Source organism: Nocardia miyunensis NBRC 108239, assembly GCF_001613065.1.
GTDB classification, from domain to species: domain Bacteria; phylum Actinomycetota; class Actinomycetes; order Mycobacteriales; family Mycobacteriaceae; genus Nocardia; species Nocardia miyunensis.
The window spans coordinates 39,128-54,198 of sequence record NZ_BDBQ01000060.1; the positions used below are offsets into that span (position 1 = coordinate 39,128).

The following is a 15,071-nucleotide window of genomic DNA, read 5'->3' on the forward strand; positions in this document are numbered from 1 at the left end:
TGATGAACGATGCCGCATACACCCCGCCCGAGCTTCGGGATCATGACCGCACCCCAGCAGGTGGATTACCGGGACGTTCAGCGAGTGTGGCAGGAGGCGGACGGTATCGAGCAGATCGAGCACGCCTGGCTGTTCGATCACTTCATGCCGATCGCCGGCGATCCGGACGGTCCGATCCTCGAGGGCTGGACGCTGCTGTCCGCACTGGCCGCGCAGACCTCCCGGCTGCGTCTGGGACTACTGGTGACCAGCAACCGATTCCGGCCCCCGGCCGTGCTGGCCAAGATCGCCACGACGGTGGACATCGTCTCGGGCGGACGCCTGGACTTCGGCATCGGAGTCGGCTCGCGGCCCGACATCCCCACGGCCAGACGCGAATACGACGGCCACGGCCTGCCATATCACGACACCGCGCACGCCGTCGGCAGTTTCGCGGAGGCGTGCACGGTGATCCGGCGGCTGTGGACCGAGAACGAGCCCTTCGATTTCGACGGCGAGTACGTCAAGCTGACCGGGGCGTTGGACAATCCCAAGCCCGTGCAGCGCCCGCATCCGCCGATCATGATCGGCGGCCGTGCGGCGGCTACCCTGCGGGTGGCCGCCGAGCACGCCGATCTGTGGAACATCCCCGGCGGCGATATCGACGACGCTGTCCAGCGCAGTGCCCTGCTGGATCGCTACTGCGCCGAGATCGGCAGGGATCCGGCCGCGATCACCCGCTCGATCTTCCTGCCCGTGTCCTATGCGCAGCCCGAGCTCACGCGCGCCGCGGTCGATGAGGCGGTCGAGGCGGGCTTCGGGCACATCGTCCTGGGGCTCGCGGATCCCTATCCGGCCGGAGTCGCGCGCTGGGTCGCCGAGGAGATCATCGGCGCGCGGGCAGAGGCCGTCGCACCGGCGGGTGCGTGAACGGTCTCCGGGCGGAGAACCTTTGCGCTGGAGATCTTTTCAGCTTGGGCGTGGGTCTCGAGCGTGTAGTGCCGGACGATCGCGGTGATCCCACGCGACCAGGATGTCCGGCTCCTGACGCGCGTCGCGGCGGTGCCGCAGCAGCGCGGCGACGATGAACGGTTCGACATCGGCGCGGCGCAGCGCGCCTTCGGACAGACGGAGCTCGACGCTCAGATCGAACGTCAGTCCGCGATCGAGCAACATCGGCCCGGCGACGAGCAGAATCGTGTCCGGAGTCGCGGAAATCGTCGCGGCGCGGGCGGATCGGTCGATGCTCTCGTTCCAGAGGGCGGGCAGCCAGCGGCCGTGCTCGCGCAATGCCTGCAACACTTCGCGATTCAGGCCCGCATAGTCGAACCAGGCTGTGCGGTAGGACATCTCGTCGCGGCCGAACTCCAGGCGCAACGACGCCGGGCGGACATAGTCGTGCAGTGACACCGTCGCGCAGGCCCGCCCGCGGGTGCGGATGCGTTCGGCGATGGTTTCGGCGAAACCGAGCGGATCGGCCGCATCGGCCCCATCCACGGCGACGATCGCGCGTCCCGGCAGCATGAGGGCGCGATCGCGCACGGTCTCGACCAGCGCGTCGACGGTGACAGGGGAGAAGCTCGGCACCGGACCATCATGCCGGGCGGCGGGTTTCGCGGAGAGTCGGCCGTCGCGGCCGGTTCGCCATCGCTTAGCCTGAGCACGGCGACTTCCGGAAGGACGGTTCATGGCGACGATCGAAGAGGCGCTCGAGCTCGAGCGGCTCGAGCGGGACATCTTCCGTGGTGCATCGCTCAAGACCCAACTGGTCCGCACCTTCGGCGGACAGGTTGCCGGACAGGCGCTGGTTTCCGCGGTGCGCACCGTGGAACCCGAATTCCAAGTGCATTCACTGCACGGGTACTTCCTGCGCCCCGGCAAGCCGACCCAGCCGACCGTTTACGAGGTGGAGCGGATCCGGGACGGCCGCTCGTTCTGCACGCGCCGGGTGACCGGGATCCAGGACGGTCAGGCGATCTTCACCATGTCGGCCTCGTTCCACGTCGGCGACGAGGGGCCCGAGCATCAGGACGTGATGCCGCTGGTGCCGCCGCCGGACGATCTGCCCGACGCGCAGACCTCGATGAATCCGGAGCGCCTGTGGGCCATGCGGGAATGGGAGCACTGGGACATCCGGCCCATCCCGGGCGAAGAGGTCGTCCAGCGCGACGGGCTGATCTCCCAGCAGCAGGTGTGGTTCCGCTATCGGCACCCGCTGCCGGACGATCCGCTGTTGCACGTCTGCACGCTCGCCTACATGAGCGATATGACTCTGCTCGGCTCCTCCAAGGTCAACCATCCGGACGAGCCCACCCAGAACGCCTCGCTCGATCACGCCATGTGGTTCCTGCGGCCGTTCCGGGCGGACGACTGGCTGCTCTACGACCAGAACTCGCCGTCGGCGGGGTTCGGCCGCGCCCTCACCGGCGGGCGGATCTTCACCCAGCAGGGCGAACTGGTCGCGGCGGTCGTCCAGGAGGGGCTCAGCCGCACGCTCCGCGTCGTCTGAGCCGTTTCCGCTGGCGGAGCGGTCAGGCCGGTTGGACGCGCAGGTGGCACACGACCGTATCGGGCAGGCGGCGTAGCTGACGTTCCAATTCGTCGCTGCGATGGCTGGGCAGCACCCGCCCCCACCCGGCGGGCGGGTCCACCTCGGCGATCAGCACGACCTTGCGACGTCCGTCGAAATTCTCCCGGACGTAGCGCGCCACCGGAGCGCCGACGGTGCAGTCACCGGCGTCGATGATCTCCAGGTGCACCTCCGGATGCCAGGCCTCCCACGCCTTGGTGAACACGGTGGTGTTCTCCCCGGGCAGGCAGACGTGCACGGCCACGATGTCGTGGCCGAGCGACAGCGCCGCGGACAGCGCCTCGCGGCTCAGTTCCGAGACCTCCGAGACCGGCACCACGATGACCGTGCCGGTGGCCCGCGGCGGCGCGGGCAGGCATCCGGTCCCGCGACAGCCGTCGATCCGGTTGTACTGCTTGCGAATTCGCTCCATCACCAGGACCAGCAGCGGTAGCACCAGCACGATGAGCCAGGCCCCGGAGCTGAATTTCATCGCGGTGGTGACGACCGCGGCGACGAAGGTCAGCGCCGCGCCGAAACCGTTGAGCGCCAACCGCCATCGCCAGCCGCGCACGTGATCGCCCAGCCAGTGCCGGACCATGCCGGCCTGCGCGATGGTGAATCCGACGAAGACGCCGATCGCGAACAGCGGCACCAGGGCGTTCATGTCGCCGTCCGCCGCGACCAGCAGCACCGCGGACGTAATGCCCAGGGCCAGAACGCCGAAACGGTAGACCTGACGCGGGGTCGCCACCGCGAACCGGTGCGGCAGGCAGTTGTCGTCGGCGAGGATCTTGGTCAGCGTGGGCAGACCGCCGTAGGAGGTGTTGGCGGCCAGCGCGAGCAGTGTCACGGTCGCGAATTGCACTATGTAGTAGGCGATTCCGTGTCCCAGCGCGGCCGCGGTGAGCTGGGAGAGCACCGTGGTCCCGTCCACCGGGTGGATGGAGAATTTGCCGATCAACGTGGCCAGACCGAGCAGCATCACACCCAGCAGGACGCCGAGGGCGACCTCGGCCCGCTGCGCATTGCGCACGCGCGGCCGCTCGAAACCGGGCACCGCGTTCGCGATCGCCTCCACACCCGTCAGTGCGGAGCAGCCGCTGGAGAACGCCTTGAGCAGCAATAGGATTCCGATTGTCCGGGCACTGGTGATCGTGGCCGAGGCGGTACTCACCGCGGCCGGTTCCGAACGCAACAGCCCGGCCGCGATCACCACCAGGATGCCGACCACGAACACCGCGGTCGGCGCCATGAACGCGCGGGCGCTCTCGCGGATGCCCGCCAGGTTCAACGCCGTGATGCCCAGCAGAACCGCGAGGCAGATCCACACGGTGTACGGCAGCAGCGCCGGAATCGCCGAGGTGAGTGCCGCGACGCCCGCGGCGATCGAGACCGCGACGTTGAGTACGTAGTCCACGATCAGCGAGGCCGCGGCCACGAGGCCGGTGCGATGACCCAGATGCGCGCGGGCCACGGCATACGCGCCGCCGCCGTTGGGGAAGGCCGCGATCACCTGCCGGTAGGAGGCGATCAGCACGGTCAGCAGCACCACGATGGCGATCGTCACCGGCAGGGTCATCCCCAGTCCCGCGCTGCCGGCCGCGGCCAGCACCAGCACGATGGATTCGGGGCCGTACGCCACCGAGGCCATCGCGTCCAGGGACAACCCCGCCAGGCCGGTCGCCACGGTCAGACCGCGCCGGGGCGACGAGGTGTCCACCGGCTCGCCGGACGCGGGCGCGGTATCGGGCAGTACGTCAGTCACTTGCGCGAGTGTTCCCCCACGGGCATCGTTTGTAACAGGGCACTTGCGAAGTTTTGACGGGCAGGTGACCAGTACCACATCCGCGCCCGGCCGCGCCGGATCCTCGTCCGCCTGCTCGTATGCTCGTGTGGTGAAACCGATCATCGGAGTGCTGGCGTTGCAGGGTGACGTGCGCGAGCATTTCCACGCCCTCGCCGCCTGCGGCGCCGAACCGGTGCACGTTCGCCGCGAATCCGAGCTGGCCGCCGTCGACGGCCTGGTGCTCCCGGGTGGCGAATCCACCGCGATCAGCAAGTTGCTCGAGGTGTTCGGGCTGCTCGAACCGTTGCGGCAGCGGTTGCGCGAGGGGCTGCCCGCGTACGGCTCCTGTGCGGGAATGATCCTGCTCGCCGACGAGGTTCTGGACACCCGGCCCGACGCGCAGTCGCTGTCCGGGATCGATATGACCGTGCGGCGCAACGCTTTCGGCCGTCAGGTCGATTCGTTCGAGACCGATCTGGACTTCGATGGTATCGAGGGCGCTCCGGTGCGCGCGGTGTTCATCCGCGCACCGTGGGTCGAGCGTGTCGGTGACGGGGTGCGGATCCTGGCGACGGTACCGTCGGGGCCTGCGGCCGGGCGGATTGTGGCGGTACGTCAGGGCAGTGTGCTGGCCACCTCGTTCCATCCGGAGGTGACCGGCGATCTGCGGGTGCACGCCATGTTCGTGGACATCGTGCGCGAGCGGACGGCCGCCCGGCTGGCCTGAGCCGCCGGTCCGGGCGCTGCGAACGTTCCCCTCGGGGCGCGAGTGGGCGTCCGGTATGACCTGAGACACCGCGCAGTAGACTGGCACAGTTATCTGCGCGAATGTTTAGCACACCGACGTGAAGGAAGTAGGGGAATGAGCGGCCACTCCAAATGGGCCACCACCAAGCACAAGAAGGCCGTGATCGATGCGAAGCGCGGCAAGATGTTCGCCAAGCTGATCAAGAACATCGAGGTCGCGGCGCGTACGGGTGGTGGGGACCCTGGAGGAAACCCGACTCTGTACGACGCCATCCAGAAGGCGAAGAAGTCCTCGGTCCCGAACGACAACATCGAGCGCGCCCGCAAGCGCGGCAGCGGTGAAGAGGCCGGCGGTGCGGACTGGCAGAACATCACGTACGAGGGTTACGGCCCGAACGGCGTCGCCGTGCTGATCGAATGCCTCACCGACAACCGCAACCGCGCCGCCGGTGAGGTGCGCGTGGCCATGACCCGCAACGGTGGCAATATGGCCGACCCCGGTTCGGTGGCATACCTGTTCCACCGCAAGGGCGTGGTCACGCTGGAGAAGAACGGCCTGAGCGAGGACGACGTCCTGATGGCCGTGCTGGATGCCGGCGCGGAAGAGGTCAACGATCTGGGCGATTCGTTCGAGGTGATCAGCGAGCCCAATGATCTGGTCGCGGTGCGTACCGCGCTGCAGGCCGCCGATATCGAATACGACTCGGCCGAATCCGGTTTCCAGCCTTCGGTTTCGGTCGCGGTCGACGCCGAGGCGGCCCGGAAGGTGTTCAAACTCGTCGATGCTCTCGAGGACAGCGACGATGTGCAGAACGTCTACACGAATGTGGACATCAGCGACGAGGTGCTGGCCGAACTCGACGCGTAGTTCCGTCTCGCGCGAAGGCCGCCCGCAGCGAATGCTGTAGGCGGCCTTCGTTTTTCGATCACGAGGCCAGGTTGGCGCGGATGCGCTGCTGCAGGAACGTCTCGAGCGGGCCCGTGACGACCAGGAGCAGCAGCGCCCACAGACCGATCTCGGGCCGGGCCACCGCGATGATCAGTGCGACAAATGCCGCGGCCACCTGGAGCCAACGCAGCACGAGTTCGGCCGGTGTGGCGCGATGCGGATCCGAGAGCAGATTCGCCCGATGCAGCAGCAGTTCTTCGAGCCGCAGCATCACCATCGTGAACACGATGTCGCCCAGGTAGATTCCGAGCGCCAGCCGATCCCGGTGGGTGAATTCGTCCAGTACCGTCGCCAGCGGCAATGCCACGATCCCGAGCAGCCAAAGCATATTGGCCCGCATCAGCAGCGGTGTGTACCCGGTCGCCCGCTCGAACAGGCGGTGGTGGTCACGCCAGAACACCCCGATCACCGCGAAGGTCACCGCGGCCGCGATCAGCGTATAGATGTTGTCGGACAAGAACTTCGACGTCGTGCTGTGCTCGACCTCGCGAGCACTGTCGACCAGCGGCAACACGATCAGCGTGATGGCGATCGCCACCACGGCGTCACTGAAGAAGATCACCCGTTCGAGCCCCCGCTCGGTCCGGGGTTGGGCAGTGGTCGCTGTATCGGTGCTGTACTCGCTCACCGTACGAGCGTACCGAGTCCCGCCGCGCTGGGCGCGGCGGTCGTCGCGGGCAGCATCCGGGCGAGAGCCTGCGGCACAGGGGAATCCGCTGCGGTTCTGAGGTCAACCGGCCCCGGCGTGGCTTCGTCGGTATTGGTGCCTCGGCAGGCGGTGCCCTAACGGGGGATGTCGCCGGGGGTGCGCTGTTGGTGGCCGTCAGCCTGCTGTATTGGGTGACGGCTGCTACTCGGCCGAGTGGATGGGGTGGGGGTGCGGGTTGCTGGCGAAGACTTTTCGGAAGATGTCGTCGGCGTGGCTGCCGGGTCCGGGGGAGCCGGGGATGAGGTGGAAGGTGCGGGTGCCGTCGGGGAGGCGTTCGGCGCGCAGGAACAGGTCGGTGGGGCGTGCGGATGCGGCACGGCGGCAAGCGAATTCGGTGAGGTGGGTGACGAAGATGATGGAGACGCCGGTGTCCAAGAGGGCGTTCAGGAGTGGCTCGGTTATCTGTTCGGCGTCACGAGCGCCGGTCGAGGCGAAGGATTCGTTGCACAGCAGCAGCGAATCGGGGGTCATCCGGTCGAGCAGGCCGCTCATCCGGACAAGCTCCTCGACCAGTTTCCCGTGCGACATCGTGCGGTCCTCGTCGGCCGCGAAATGCGTGAAGATTCCGCCGTGTAGGTCGGTTTCGAAACTTTCGGCGGCGACGAACATCCCGGCGTGCGCCATCAACTGGGCCGCGCCGACCGCGCGCAGGAAGGTGGACTTGCCGCCGTTGTTGGCCCCGGTGACGATGATGAGCGAGCGACCGGTGGCGTCGAGATCGTTGCCGACGACCGGTCGCCCGCCCGCCAGGCACAACCCGATATCGCGTAATCCGGTGCAGCGCAGACGCGGTGCGCCCGCCGGATGTACGGTCGGCAGGCAGACCGGTACGCGAGCGCGGATCAGCCTGCGGTGCAGGGTGACGCAGCCCAGGTAGAACGCCAGCTGAGTGCGCAGCTGCCCGAAGAAGCCCTGCACCTGATCGGTGGCATCGCTCACCACGTCGGCGATGATCCGCAGCGCCGGATTCTGCAGCTGGACAATGGGATTGGATTCGCTCTCCGGATCGTCGATGGCCTCGAAGGCTCGCCCGGCGCGGCGCTCGAGGCCGAATCGGCGTCGGCGGATCGGTGCGTGCAGGCGGATCCCGGCTACCTTGTTGCCGGGGCCCAGGCCAGCGCTGAAATGCAGCCCGTTCTCGAAATCCATTGCGGCGAGTTGCTGTTCGACCGATACGAGATACCGCTCGTCTAGTTCCGCGGCGACCGTCGCGGCCAGATCGGTGAATCCGGCGGATTCGAACGACCGCGCGTGGTGTGCGCACGCCGCGCGCAGCTCGCGCAGACAGCCGAGCAGTTCTCGCAGCGGTTCCAGGGCGAGCAGCAGCTTGCCGTTCGGGCGATGCCTCGGCCCGACCTTCCATCGCTTGACTCGAGTTGCCTCCGTGGCGATCCGGTAGAGCTCCCGCACCGCCGAGGGGTGGGCCTGGCAATCGACGAGCACGGCGTGACGGTAGCGGATCACGTCGGGATCGGCGACGCCTACCGGCAGGATCGCCCGCACCGCCTCGGCGATGGCCGGATCCTCGCCGTATTCGTCGTCGTGGGACATGGCCGTGCAGAGTGCGTCCAGGCCCAGATCGTCGAGGGTGCGTTGTTCGGTGGTGACGGTGCGGACCGTGGCGCCCGGCGGTTGCAGCAGAGCGAGTCTCATCGGCGGATCCTCTCGGTCACCCGGTCGTAGGTCAGCCCGTGGTGACCGGCGAGTTCGAGGGCATGGAGCTGTCCGTCGGGTGGTCTGCGTTCGATGCGGAATGTGCGCCGGGCGGTGTCGTCATCGGATTCGGTGAGCGCGACCATACTCACCACCGCGGGCGAGGTGCGGGACAATTCCTCGAAGAAGGTGACCCACAGCGCGAGCGCACCGCGGTCGATGATCCGCCGGAGGATATCGCCGCCGATCCGCACCGCATCGGATGTGCTTGTGGAGCTGAAACTTTCGTTCATCACGATCACGCTGTCGGCGGTGACGCGGTCGAGTGTGTCACGCATCCGGGTGAGTTCGCCGAGCAGCCGGCCGTCCGGATCGCCGGGATCCTCGGCATGTTCGAAGTGGGTGAACAGCGCGTCCGGCAGCGGCAGACGCGCCTCGCGAGCCGGGATCGGGCAGCCGAGGGCGGCGAAATAGATCAGCTGCCCGAACATTCGGGCGAAGGTGGTCTTCCCACCCTGATTCGGACCGGTCACCATCAGCACGCGTTCCGGGCCGGACAGCTGGAAGTCATTGCACACCAGGGAGTTTTCGCGTCGAGGCCGGGTGGCGAGCGCGAGATCGAAGGCGCCGTGGGCGTAGATCTCCTCGCCGGGCGCGGCCGTTTCGGGCAGGCGCAGCGGATGCCCCTGGGCGGCGAGATTGCGACCGAATGCGAGATAGACCAGATAGAACTGGATTTCGCGATCGAACCGCAGCACCACCGGATCGAGGAAATCCGGATGGTCGGAACAGAATCGCTCGAGCCGCGCGAACGGACCGGGATGCAACTGGGCGACCTCCCGCAGGATCTGCTCCTCGGTCTGGTTCATATCCGACCACTGCGCCTGCGGCCGGGTCGCGGCCGGCGCGGCAGATCCGAAGCGCGCGAACAGGTTCGCGAGCGCGGCGCTGTAATCCGCCGCGCCCTCGTCGAATCCGACCTCGATGGTGCGCCCGACGATCCGGAGACTGTAGCGAACCGTGTCCAGTTCCCGCCGGACCTCCCTTACGGCGTCGGACAGCGCGGTGATTCGCGGGCCGTGCAGGTGCGCGGTCAGCAGTTCGCGCCACTCGCGCAACCCGCGGGAGTGGACGGGCAGGCCGGACAACTCCTCGGACAGCCGGGTGAGGACCAGCAGATAGTTCTCGGCGGCGTCGAGATGCCATCGCCGCCGCTGATGCGGCTGTTCCAGGCGCGCGGTCTGCGCCAGGGCCTGCCGGATCGCCCGCATGCCGGCCGCGAATTCGTGGAAGGCCGCGCGCAGTGGCAGATCGTCGAGATCGGCGAACACCTCGCGCCGATAGGTCACGGTATCCGGATCGCGAATCGGCTGCAGAAACAGCGGTCCGAGGTCGTATCCGGTATCTGCGCGCAGCACGGCGGCGAGCACCTGATCGATATTGAGATCGGTGCGCGCCGTGCGATCCACCTCGGTCGCGACCGCGGCCGGATGCGGCCGGACGATGCTGAAATCCTGCACCTCGCCTCCCCACATGCGATACCGGTGAGCCGGGCGGACCGCGCGCTCGCCTTCGTCATCGAAGGCTAGAAGTATTACTTACCGGGCGTCAAGTAATGAAATGTATTCGGATGAAGGTTCGTTCGAGTGGTCGTGTGATCGGATCGGGTTTACCCTGCGCGAGTGGATCGGGATTGGCGCGAAGGCGAGTACCTCGACTATCTGTGGGGTGAGCGTCATCGTTTCGCCTGGGTGATGCGGCGGTACGGGGGCCTGGCGCAGGTGGAGGCGGAATCCAGCGCCCTGCGGCGGTATCCGTACGAGCAGGCCGACGCACCGCATCGCGGGCTCATCTTCCACGACGAGGCATGGCATTGGGCGATGCTGGGGATTCACGGTGAGCGGTACGCACACGAACACCCGGAACTGGCGCAGCCGCCCGCGGAGTATCGCGAACTCGATTGACCGACAACGAAAAAGCCCCGGGGCGCGCCGTGCGGCGCACCCCGGGACATGAGTTCTCCGGACTCAGCTGCTGGCCGGTACCGGCAGACCGACCCGCGCGGTCACCCAGGCCAGCGACGAGGTGAACGCGGCCGAGGCGAACTGCCAGGTGTGCCCGCCCCGGGTGGTGTGGATGGTGCAGTCGATGCCGACCTTCTTGCCTGTGGCGCACAGCTTTTCGGCCGCGCCGACCTCACTTGAGCCGCCGAACGCGTCCTGACCGCCCTTGCCGATCTGATCCTCGCTCACCTTCGGCATCTTGAAGCCCTTCGGCGGGCCGCTGTGCCCGTCGTGCTTCGGATCGGTCAGATCGTCGAACAGGCCCGCGACGCCGGTGTAGGGGCCGTGCTTCTCCATCACCGTGACCGGGTCGAACTTGGCCCACGCCGCGGCATCGCCGCCGTAAAGGCGTTTGATGGTCTGCTCCTTGGTGCCCGAATCAGGTCCGGCGTCACCGGCGATGTCGACGAAGGTGTGGAACAGCTCGGGATGCATCACCGTCAGATCCACCGCGCAGGTGCCGCCCATCGACCAGCCGATCACCGCCCAGTCCGCCGGATCGGAGGACGCGTTGAACTTGGATTCCACGTACGGGATGACGTCCTTGGTCAGATGGTCGGCGGCGTTACCGCGCGGCCCGTTGACGCACTCGGTGTCGTTGTTGAAGCTGCCGCTCGAGTCGACGAAGACCATGATCGGCGCCTGGCCGTTGTTCGCCGCGGTGAACTTGTCGATCTCCGGCATGATCTCCCCGCTGCGCATCCAGTCGCCCGGGGTGTTGAACTCGCCGCCGATCATCATGATCACGGGCAGGTTCGGCGGGGTCTTCCCGGAGAACCAGGCCGGGGGCAGATAGACGTATTCGGTGCGGTGCTTGAAGCCGCTGGCGTTGTCCGGGATGTCCACCGGGACCACGACGCCGGTCTTGGGATCGGTGCCGCGCATACCTGCCAGCGCGTCGATGCTGGTCTGGTGCGGCAGCGGTCCCGCGGTGAGCGCGCTCCAGGCCGATTGCACGGTGGGGTAGTAGCCGACCCACTGATTGAGCACCACGCCGGTGCTGGCGATCGCGAAGGGCAGCGCGAGAATGGCCGCCACCCGCTGCCACAAGCGCGCGCCCGGCCAGCCGATCACCACGATGACCAGCGCCGCGACCATCGCGCCGACGCAGATCCACAGCAGAACGGGTGCGGGATCCGAGGCGAGTCCCTGATCGTTGGTGAACGCCCAAGCGCCCAGCGCAGCGGCGACGCCGAGCACCACCGCGATCGGGATCCGGATGAGCCACCAGCGGCGGGTCAGCCGGACGATCGCGATGAGCAGCAGCACGATCGCGATGATCTCGATGGTCAGCGGCAGCCATCCGTGCAGCAGCGAGAGCCCGTTGTGGAAGTTCATCTCATAGGGATTGAGCTTCGCCGACGGCATCGTCGGTGCTGGGGGTGGTGCTACTCCGGCCGGCGACGGTGTCGGTGTGGGCGTGGTCGGGACGTCCATCTGCACAGGAAACACGGCCGTAATTCTCTGCTGTCCACCTCGAGGTTTGCTGTGAGGGGGCTACGAGTGGAGTGAAGGGAACGGACGGCCTCTCCGCTTCGTAGGCGAATCGCGGCGGAAGTCTCCCTGCTCGCGGCCATGATCATACCGCCGGGTACCGTTTTGGCGCGGTCGTGCGGCGAAGCGGTACCCGGGGGGACGGTACAGCGGATGCGGTCAGTCGGCGATGCGGTCGCCGGTTTCGGGGTGGAACAGGTGGACAGCGGCCGGATCGGTGATGTGCAGGGCGATCGATTCGGCCAGGCGGGCGGGGGCGCGCTGGGGTGAGCGGGCCACGAAGGTGACGGGAGTGCCCTCGAGTCCGGAGATCGGATCGCCGGGGATACGGGCGTAGACGTACGATTCGCTGCCCAGCTCCTCGACCAGTTCGACGGTGGCGGTGAACCCCGTCTGGTCGCGACGCAGTTCGAGGTGTTCGGGGCGGATGCCGAGGGTGACCGAGTCCAGCCCCGCCTCGGCGAGCCGGGTCATGCGCTCGCGCGGCAGTTCCACCGTGGTTCCGGCGATGTCCACGCCGTCCTCGGCCAGCGGCACGGTGCACAGATTCATCGAGGGGGAGCCGATGAATCCGGCGACGAACGCATTGGCCGGGTGGTCGTAGAGCGTGGCGGGAGTGCTGAACTGCTGCAATTGGCCATCGCGCAGTACCGCGACCCGATCGCCCATCGTCATGGCTTCCACCTGATCGTGGGTGACGTAGACGGTGGTGGTGCCCAGGCGACGTTGCAGCGCCGCGATCTGGGTGCGGGTCTGCACGCGCAGTTTGGCGTCCAGGTTGCTCAGCGGCTCGTCCATGCAGAACACCCGCGGCTCGCGCACGATGGCGCGGCCCATCGCGACGCGCTGCCGCTGACCGCCGGACAGTTTGGCGGGTTTGCGATCCAGATACGGTGTGAGACCGAGCAATTCGGCGGCCTCGGCGACGCGGCGCTTACGCTCGGCCAGCGGGACCTTCATCATCTTGAGCGCGAAACCCATGTTCTCGCCGACGGTCTTGTTCGGGTACAGCGCGTAGTTCTGGAACACCATGGCGATATCGCGGTCCTTGGACGGGACGCCGACCATGTCCTCGCCGTCGATGCGGATGGTGCCGCCGTCGATGTCCTCGAGTCCGGCGAGCATGCGCAGCGCCGTGGACTTGCCCGAGCCCGAAGGCCCGACCAGGACGATGAATTCGCCGTCCGCGATGTCCAGGTCGAGCGAGTCGACCGCGAGCGTCTCGGCGCCCGAATACACGCACGAGGCCTTGTCGTATTGAATGGTGGCCATTGTCGTTTACCTCACTCGAGCTCTTATTTGATGGCGCCGAAGGACAGGCCGCGCACCAGCTTGTTCTGCGCGAACCAACCGGCCAGGACGACGGGCAGGGCGGCCAGGGTCGCCGCGGCGGACAGCCGGGCCCAGTACAGGCCCTCGCCGGTGATGAAGCCGACCAGGAACACCGGCATGGTCTGGGCCTGCACGGCGGTCAGGTTGACCGCGAAGAAGAATTCGTTCCAGGAGAAGATCACGCAGATCAGCGCCGTGGCTGCGATGCCGGGGGAGACCAGCGGCAGGATCACCTCGCGCATCGCGGTCCACAGGCTCGCGCCGTCCATACTGGCCGCCTCGAGCAGTTCGCCCGGGACCTCCAGGAAGAACGAGCGCATCATCCAGACCGCGATCGGCAGATTCATCGCGGTGTAGAGGATGACCAGCGTCCAGATATTGTCCAACATGCCGATATCGCCGACGATCACGTACAGCGGGATGATCGCGGCCACGATGGGGAGCATCTTGGTGCCGATGAAGAACATCAGCGCGTCGCGGGTGCGGGTGATCGGGCGCAGCGAGAGCGCGAACGCCGCCGGAATGCCCAGCACCAGAACCAGAATCGCGGAGACGATGGTCGCGAAGGCCGAATTGAGCAGGGGCGTGCCCACACCGCTGGAGAACACCGCGGAGAACTGATCCAACGTGGGCACGAAGAACAGCTTCGGGGTGTTGGTGTAGGCGTCGGCCTCCTGCTTGAACGCCGTGAGCACCATCCAGAGAACCGGGAAGAACATCCCGATGCCGACGACCCAGGCCAGGATGCCCCAGCCGATACCGGCCCGGTTGCGGCGACGGCGCACCGGAACCTGTTGCGCCGCAGGTGATGTGGTCGCGGGAGCGGTCGTCGTGGTCATGCCGCCTCCTCCTTGCCGGTGAACGAGGTGAACAGCAATCGCAGCGCGAACGTCGCGACGACCGTCGTGCCGATGACGGTGACTACGCCCATGGCCGCGGCCTGGCCGATGTCGAAGCCGAGGAAGGCGCGCTGATAGATGTAGAACGGCAGGTTGGAGCTGGCGATGCCGGGCCCGCCCTGGGTCATCATGTACACCGAGTCGAACGTGTTGACCAGGTAGATCGCGCCGAGCACGGTACCCAGTTCGATGAAGCGGCGCAGATGCGGCAGGGTGAGTTCGCGGAACACCTGGAACGAATTCGCCCCGTCCACTCGGGCGGCCTCGGTGACGTCGCGCGGCATGGACTGCAGGCCCGCGAGGATCAGCAGCATCATGAACGGCGTCCACTGCCAGACCATGTCGGCCATGACCGCGGGCAGCGGGAATTTGCTCACCCAGTCGGTCTGGCCCGCCCCGAACGGTTTGAGCACGAAGTTGATCAGCCCGAACACCGGATCGAGCATCGTGGTCTTCCAGATCAGCGCCGCGGCGACCGGCGTGACGAGGAACGGCGTGATCAGCAGGGTGCGGACCACACCGCGCCCGAGGAAGGTGCGATCCAGCAGCAGCGCCAGCAGCAGTCCGAGGACCACCGAGACGATTACGGTGCCGACGATCAGGATGATGGTATTGAGCGTGACCGACCAGAACTGGTTGTCCCGGAACACATCCGCGTAGTTGCCCAGCCCGACGAAATGCCGCGAACCGGGCCGGACCAGGTTCCAGGACTGCGTCGAGTAGTACAGGGTGAACACGAACGGGATCTGGGTGACCACGATCATGAAGATCAGCGCGGGCAGCAGCGGACCGCGTTTGCGCCAGCCCTCGGCGCGGGAGACGCTCTGTGCGCGTCGGACGATCTCCGACGGTGGGGTGGCCGCAGGGGCCGTGGTGGTTACGGACATG

14 protein-coding genes are annotated in these 15,071 nt (G+C 67.2%); 5 read left to right on the top strand and 9 right to left on the bottom strand.

Features of this window, described 5'->3' with window-relative positions; genetic code table 11:
* The first annotated feature begins 42 nt into the window (after positions 1-42).
* Positions 43-909, top strand: coding sequence for an LLM class flavin-dependent oxidoreductase (locus tag NM2_RS25820; protein WP_245718222.1), 867 nt, complete (start codon positions 43-45; stop codon positions 907-909).
* Between the two features lie 39 nt (positions 910-948).
* Here the strand turns inward: NM2_RS25820 and NM2_RS25825 are convergent, their stop codons facing one another.
* On the bottom strand, positions 949-1,566 hold the full coding sequence (locus NM2_RS25825; protein ID WP_067673746.1) for a nucleoside/nucleotide kinase family protein: 618 nt from the start codon (positions 1,564-1,566) through the stop codon (positions 949-951).
* A gap of 100 nt (positions 1,567-1,666) precedes the next feature.
* On the opposite strand from NM2_RS25825, the gene NM2_RS25830 reads away from it, so the two are divergent.
* Entirely contained in the window at positions 1,667-2,488 is an 822-nt protein-coding gene (locus NM2_RS25830; RefSeq protein ID WP_067673748.1) for an acyl-CoA thioesterase, read from the top strand.
* Between the two features lie 22 nt (positions 2,489-2,510).
* On the opposite strand, the gene NM2_RS25835 is transcribed toward NM2_RS25830, so the two are convergent.
* The gene (locus NM2_RS25835; RefSeq protein ID WP_439956919.1) at positions 2,511-4,316 is read right to left on the bottom strand and encodes an APC family permease; all 1,806 of its coding nucleotides are present in this window, start codon (positions 4,314-4,316) and stop codon (positions 2,511-2,513) included.
* Between the two features lie 127 nt (positions 4,317-4,443).
* Between NM2_RS25835 and pdxT the strand changes: the two genes are divergently transcribed.
* Both pdxT and NM2_RS25845 read left to right on the top strand, forming a co-directional pair.
* Entirely contained in the window at positions 4,444-5,064 is a 621-nt protein-coding gene (gene pdxT, locus NM2_RS25840; protein WP_067673750.1) for a pyridoxal 5'-phosphate synthase glutaminase subunit PdxT, read from the top strand.
* 135 nt (positions 5,065-5,199) lie between these two features.
* Positions 5,200-5,952 (top strand): YebC/PmpR family DNA-binding transcriptional regulator, encoded by a 753-nt coding sequence (locus tag NM2_RS25845; RefSeq protein WP_067673752.1) that lies wholly within the window; start codon positions 5,200-5,202, stop codon positions 5,950-5,952.
* A 58-nt stretch (positions 5,953-6,010) separates the two neighbouring features.
* Here NM2_RS25845 and NM2_RS25850 read toward each other — a convergent pair whose 3' ends face one another.
* From NM2_RS25850 to NM2_RS25860, 3 genes are all read right to left on the bottom strand, one after another.
* A complete protein-coding gene (locus NM2_RS25850) occupies positions 6,011-6,661 on the bottom strand; it encodes a TMEM175 family protein (RefSeq protein ID WP_067673754.1) in 651 nt (216 codons plus the stop codon).
* Between the two features lie 222 nt (positions 6,662-6,883).
* Positions 6,884-8,395, bottom strand: a complete 1,512-nt coding sequence (locus tag NM2_RS25855) for a MutS-related protein (RefSeq protein WP_067673755.1) — start codon at positions 8,393-8,395, stop codon at positions 6,884-6,886.
* On the bottom strand, positions 8,392-9,915 hold the full coding sequence (locus NM2_RS25860) for a MutS-related protein (RefSeq protein ID WP_169816239.1): 1,524 nt from the start codon (positions 9,913-9,915) through the stop codon (positions 8,392-8,394). Before NM2_RS25860 ends, NM2_RS25855 begins: the two co-directional genes overlap by 4 nt.
* 162 nt (positions 9,916-10,077) lie before the next feature.
* Here NM2_RS25860 and NM2_RS25865 point away from each other — a divergent pair, with 162 nt between their 5' ends.
* Positions 10,078-10,359 carry a hypothetical protein gene (locus tag NM2_RS25865; protein ID WP_067673757.1) on the top strand — a complete coding sequence of 94 codons (282 nt, stop codon included), beginning with the start codon at positions 10,078-10,080 and terminating at the stop codon, positions 10,357-10,359.
* A 63-nt stretch (positions 10,360-10,422) separates the two neighbouring features.
* Here the strand turns inward: NM2_RS25865 and NM2_RS25870 are convergent, their stop codons facing one another.
* The 4 genes from NM2_RS25870 to NM2_RS25885 all read right to left on the bottom strand — a co-directional run bounded on the left by NM2_RS25870 (position 10,423) and on the right by NM2_RS25885 (position 15,070).
* Entirely contained in the window at positions 10,423-11,826 is a 1,404-nt protein-coding gene (locus tag NM2_RS25870) for an alpha/beta hydrolase (protein WP_245718223.1), read from the bottom strand.
* Positions 11,827-12,111: 285 nt separating this feature from the next.
* Positions 12,112-13,224, bottom strand: a complete 1,113-nt coding sequence (locus NM2_RS25875; protein ID WP_067673758.1) for an ABC transporter ATP-binding protein — start codon at positions 13,222-13,224, stop codon at positions 12,112-12,114.
* A 23-nt stretch (positions 13,225-13,247) separates the two neighbouring features.
* Complete coding sequence (locus tag NM2_RS25880) at positions 13,248-14,123, bottom strand: carbohydrate ABC transporter permease (protein ID WP_067673760.1); 876 nt, start codon at positions 14,121-14,123, stop codon at positions 13,248-13,250.
* Positions 14,120-15,070: a carbohydrate ABC transporter permease gene (locus tag NM2_RS25885; RefSeq protein WP_067673762.1), complete on the bottom strand. Its 951-nt coding sequence runs from the start codon at positions 15,068-15,070 to the stop codon at positions 14,120-14,122. Before NM2_RS25885 ends, NM2_RS25880 begins: the two co-directional genes overlap by 4 nt.
* Position 15,071 lies beyond the last annotated feature (1 nt).

Bases quoted from the DNA above. Each gene is read 5' to 3' on its own strand.
- NM2_RS25855 (WP_067673755.1), bottom strand. From the start codon at position 8,395: ATGAGACTCGCTCTGCTGCAACCGCCGGGCGCCACGGTCCGCACCGTC.
- NM2_RS25845 (WP_067673752.1), top strand. From the start codon at position 5,200: ATGAGCGGCCACTCCAAATGGGCCACCACCAAGCACAAGAAGGCCGTG.
- NM2_RS25820 (WP_245718222.1), top strand. From the start codon at position 43: ATGACCGCACCCCAGCAGGTGGATTACCGGGACGTTCAGCGAGTGTGG.
- NM2_RS25880 (WP_067673760.1), bottom strand. From the start codon at position 14,123: ATGACCACGACGACCGCTCCCGCGACCACATCACCTGCGGCGCAACAG.
- NM2_RS25870 (WP_245718223.1), bottom strand. From the start codon at position 11,826: ATGCCGTCGGCGAAGCTCAATCCCTATGAGATGAACTTCCACAACGGG.
- NM2_RS25830 (WP_067673748.1), top strand. From the start codon at position 1,667: ATGGCGACGATCGAAGAGGCGCTCGAGCTCGAGCGGCTCGAGCGGGAC.
- NM2_RS25885 (WP_067673762.1), bottom strand. From the start codon at position 15,070: ATGTCCGTAACCACCACGGCCCCTGCGGCCACCCCACCGTCGGAGATC.
- NM2_RS25875 (WP_067673758.1), bottom strand. From the start codon at position 13,224: ATGGCCACCATTCAATACGACAAGGCCTCGTGCGTGTATTCGGGCGCC.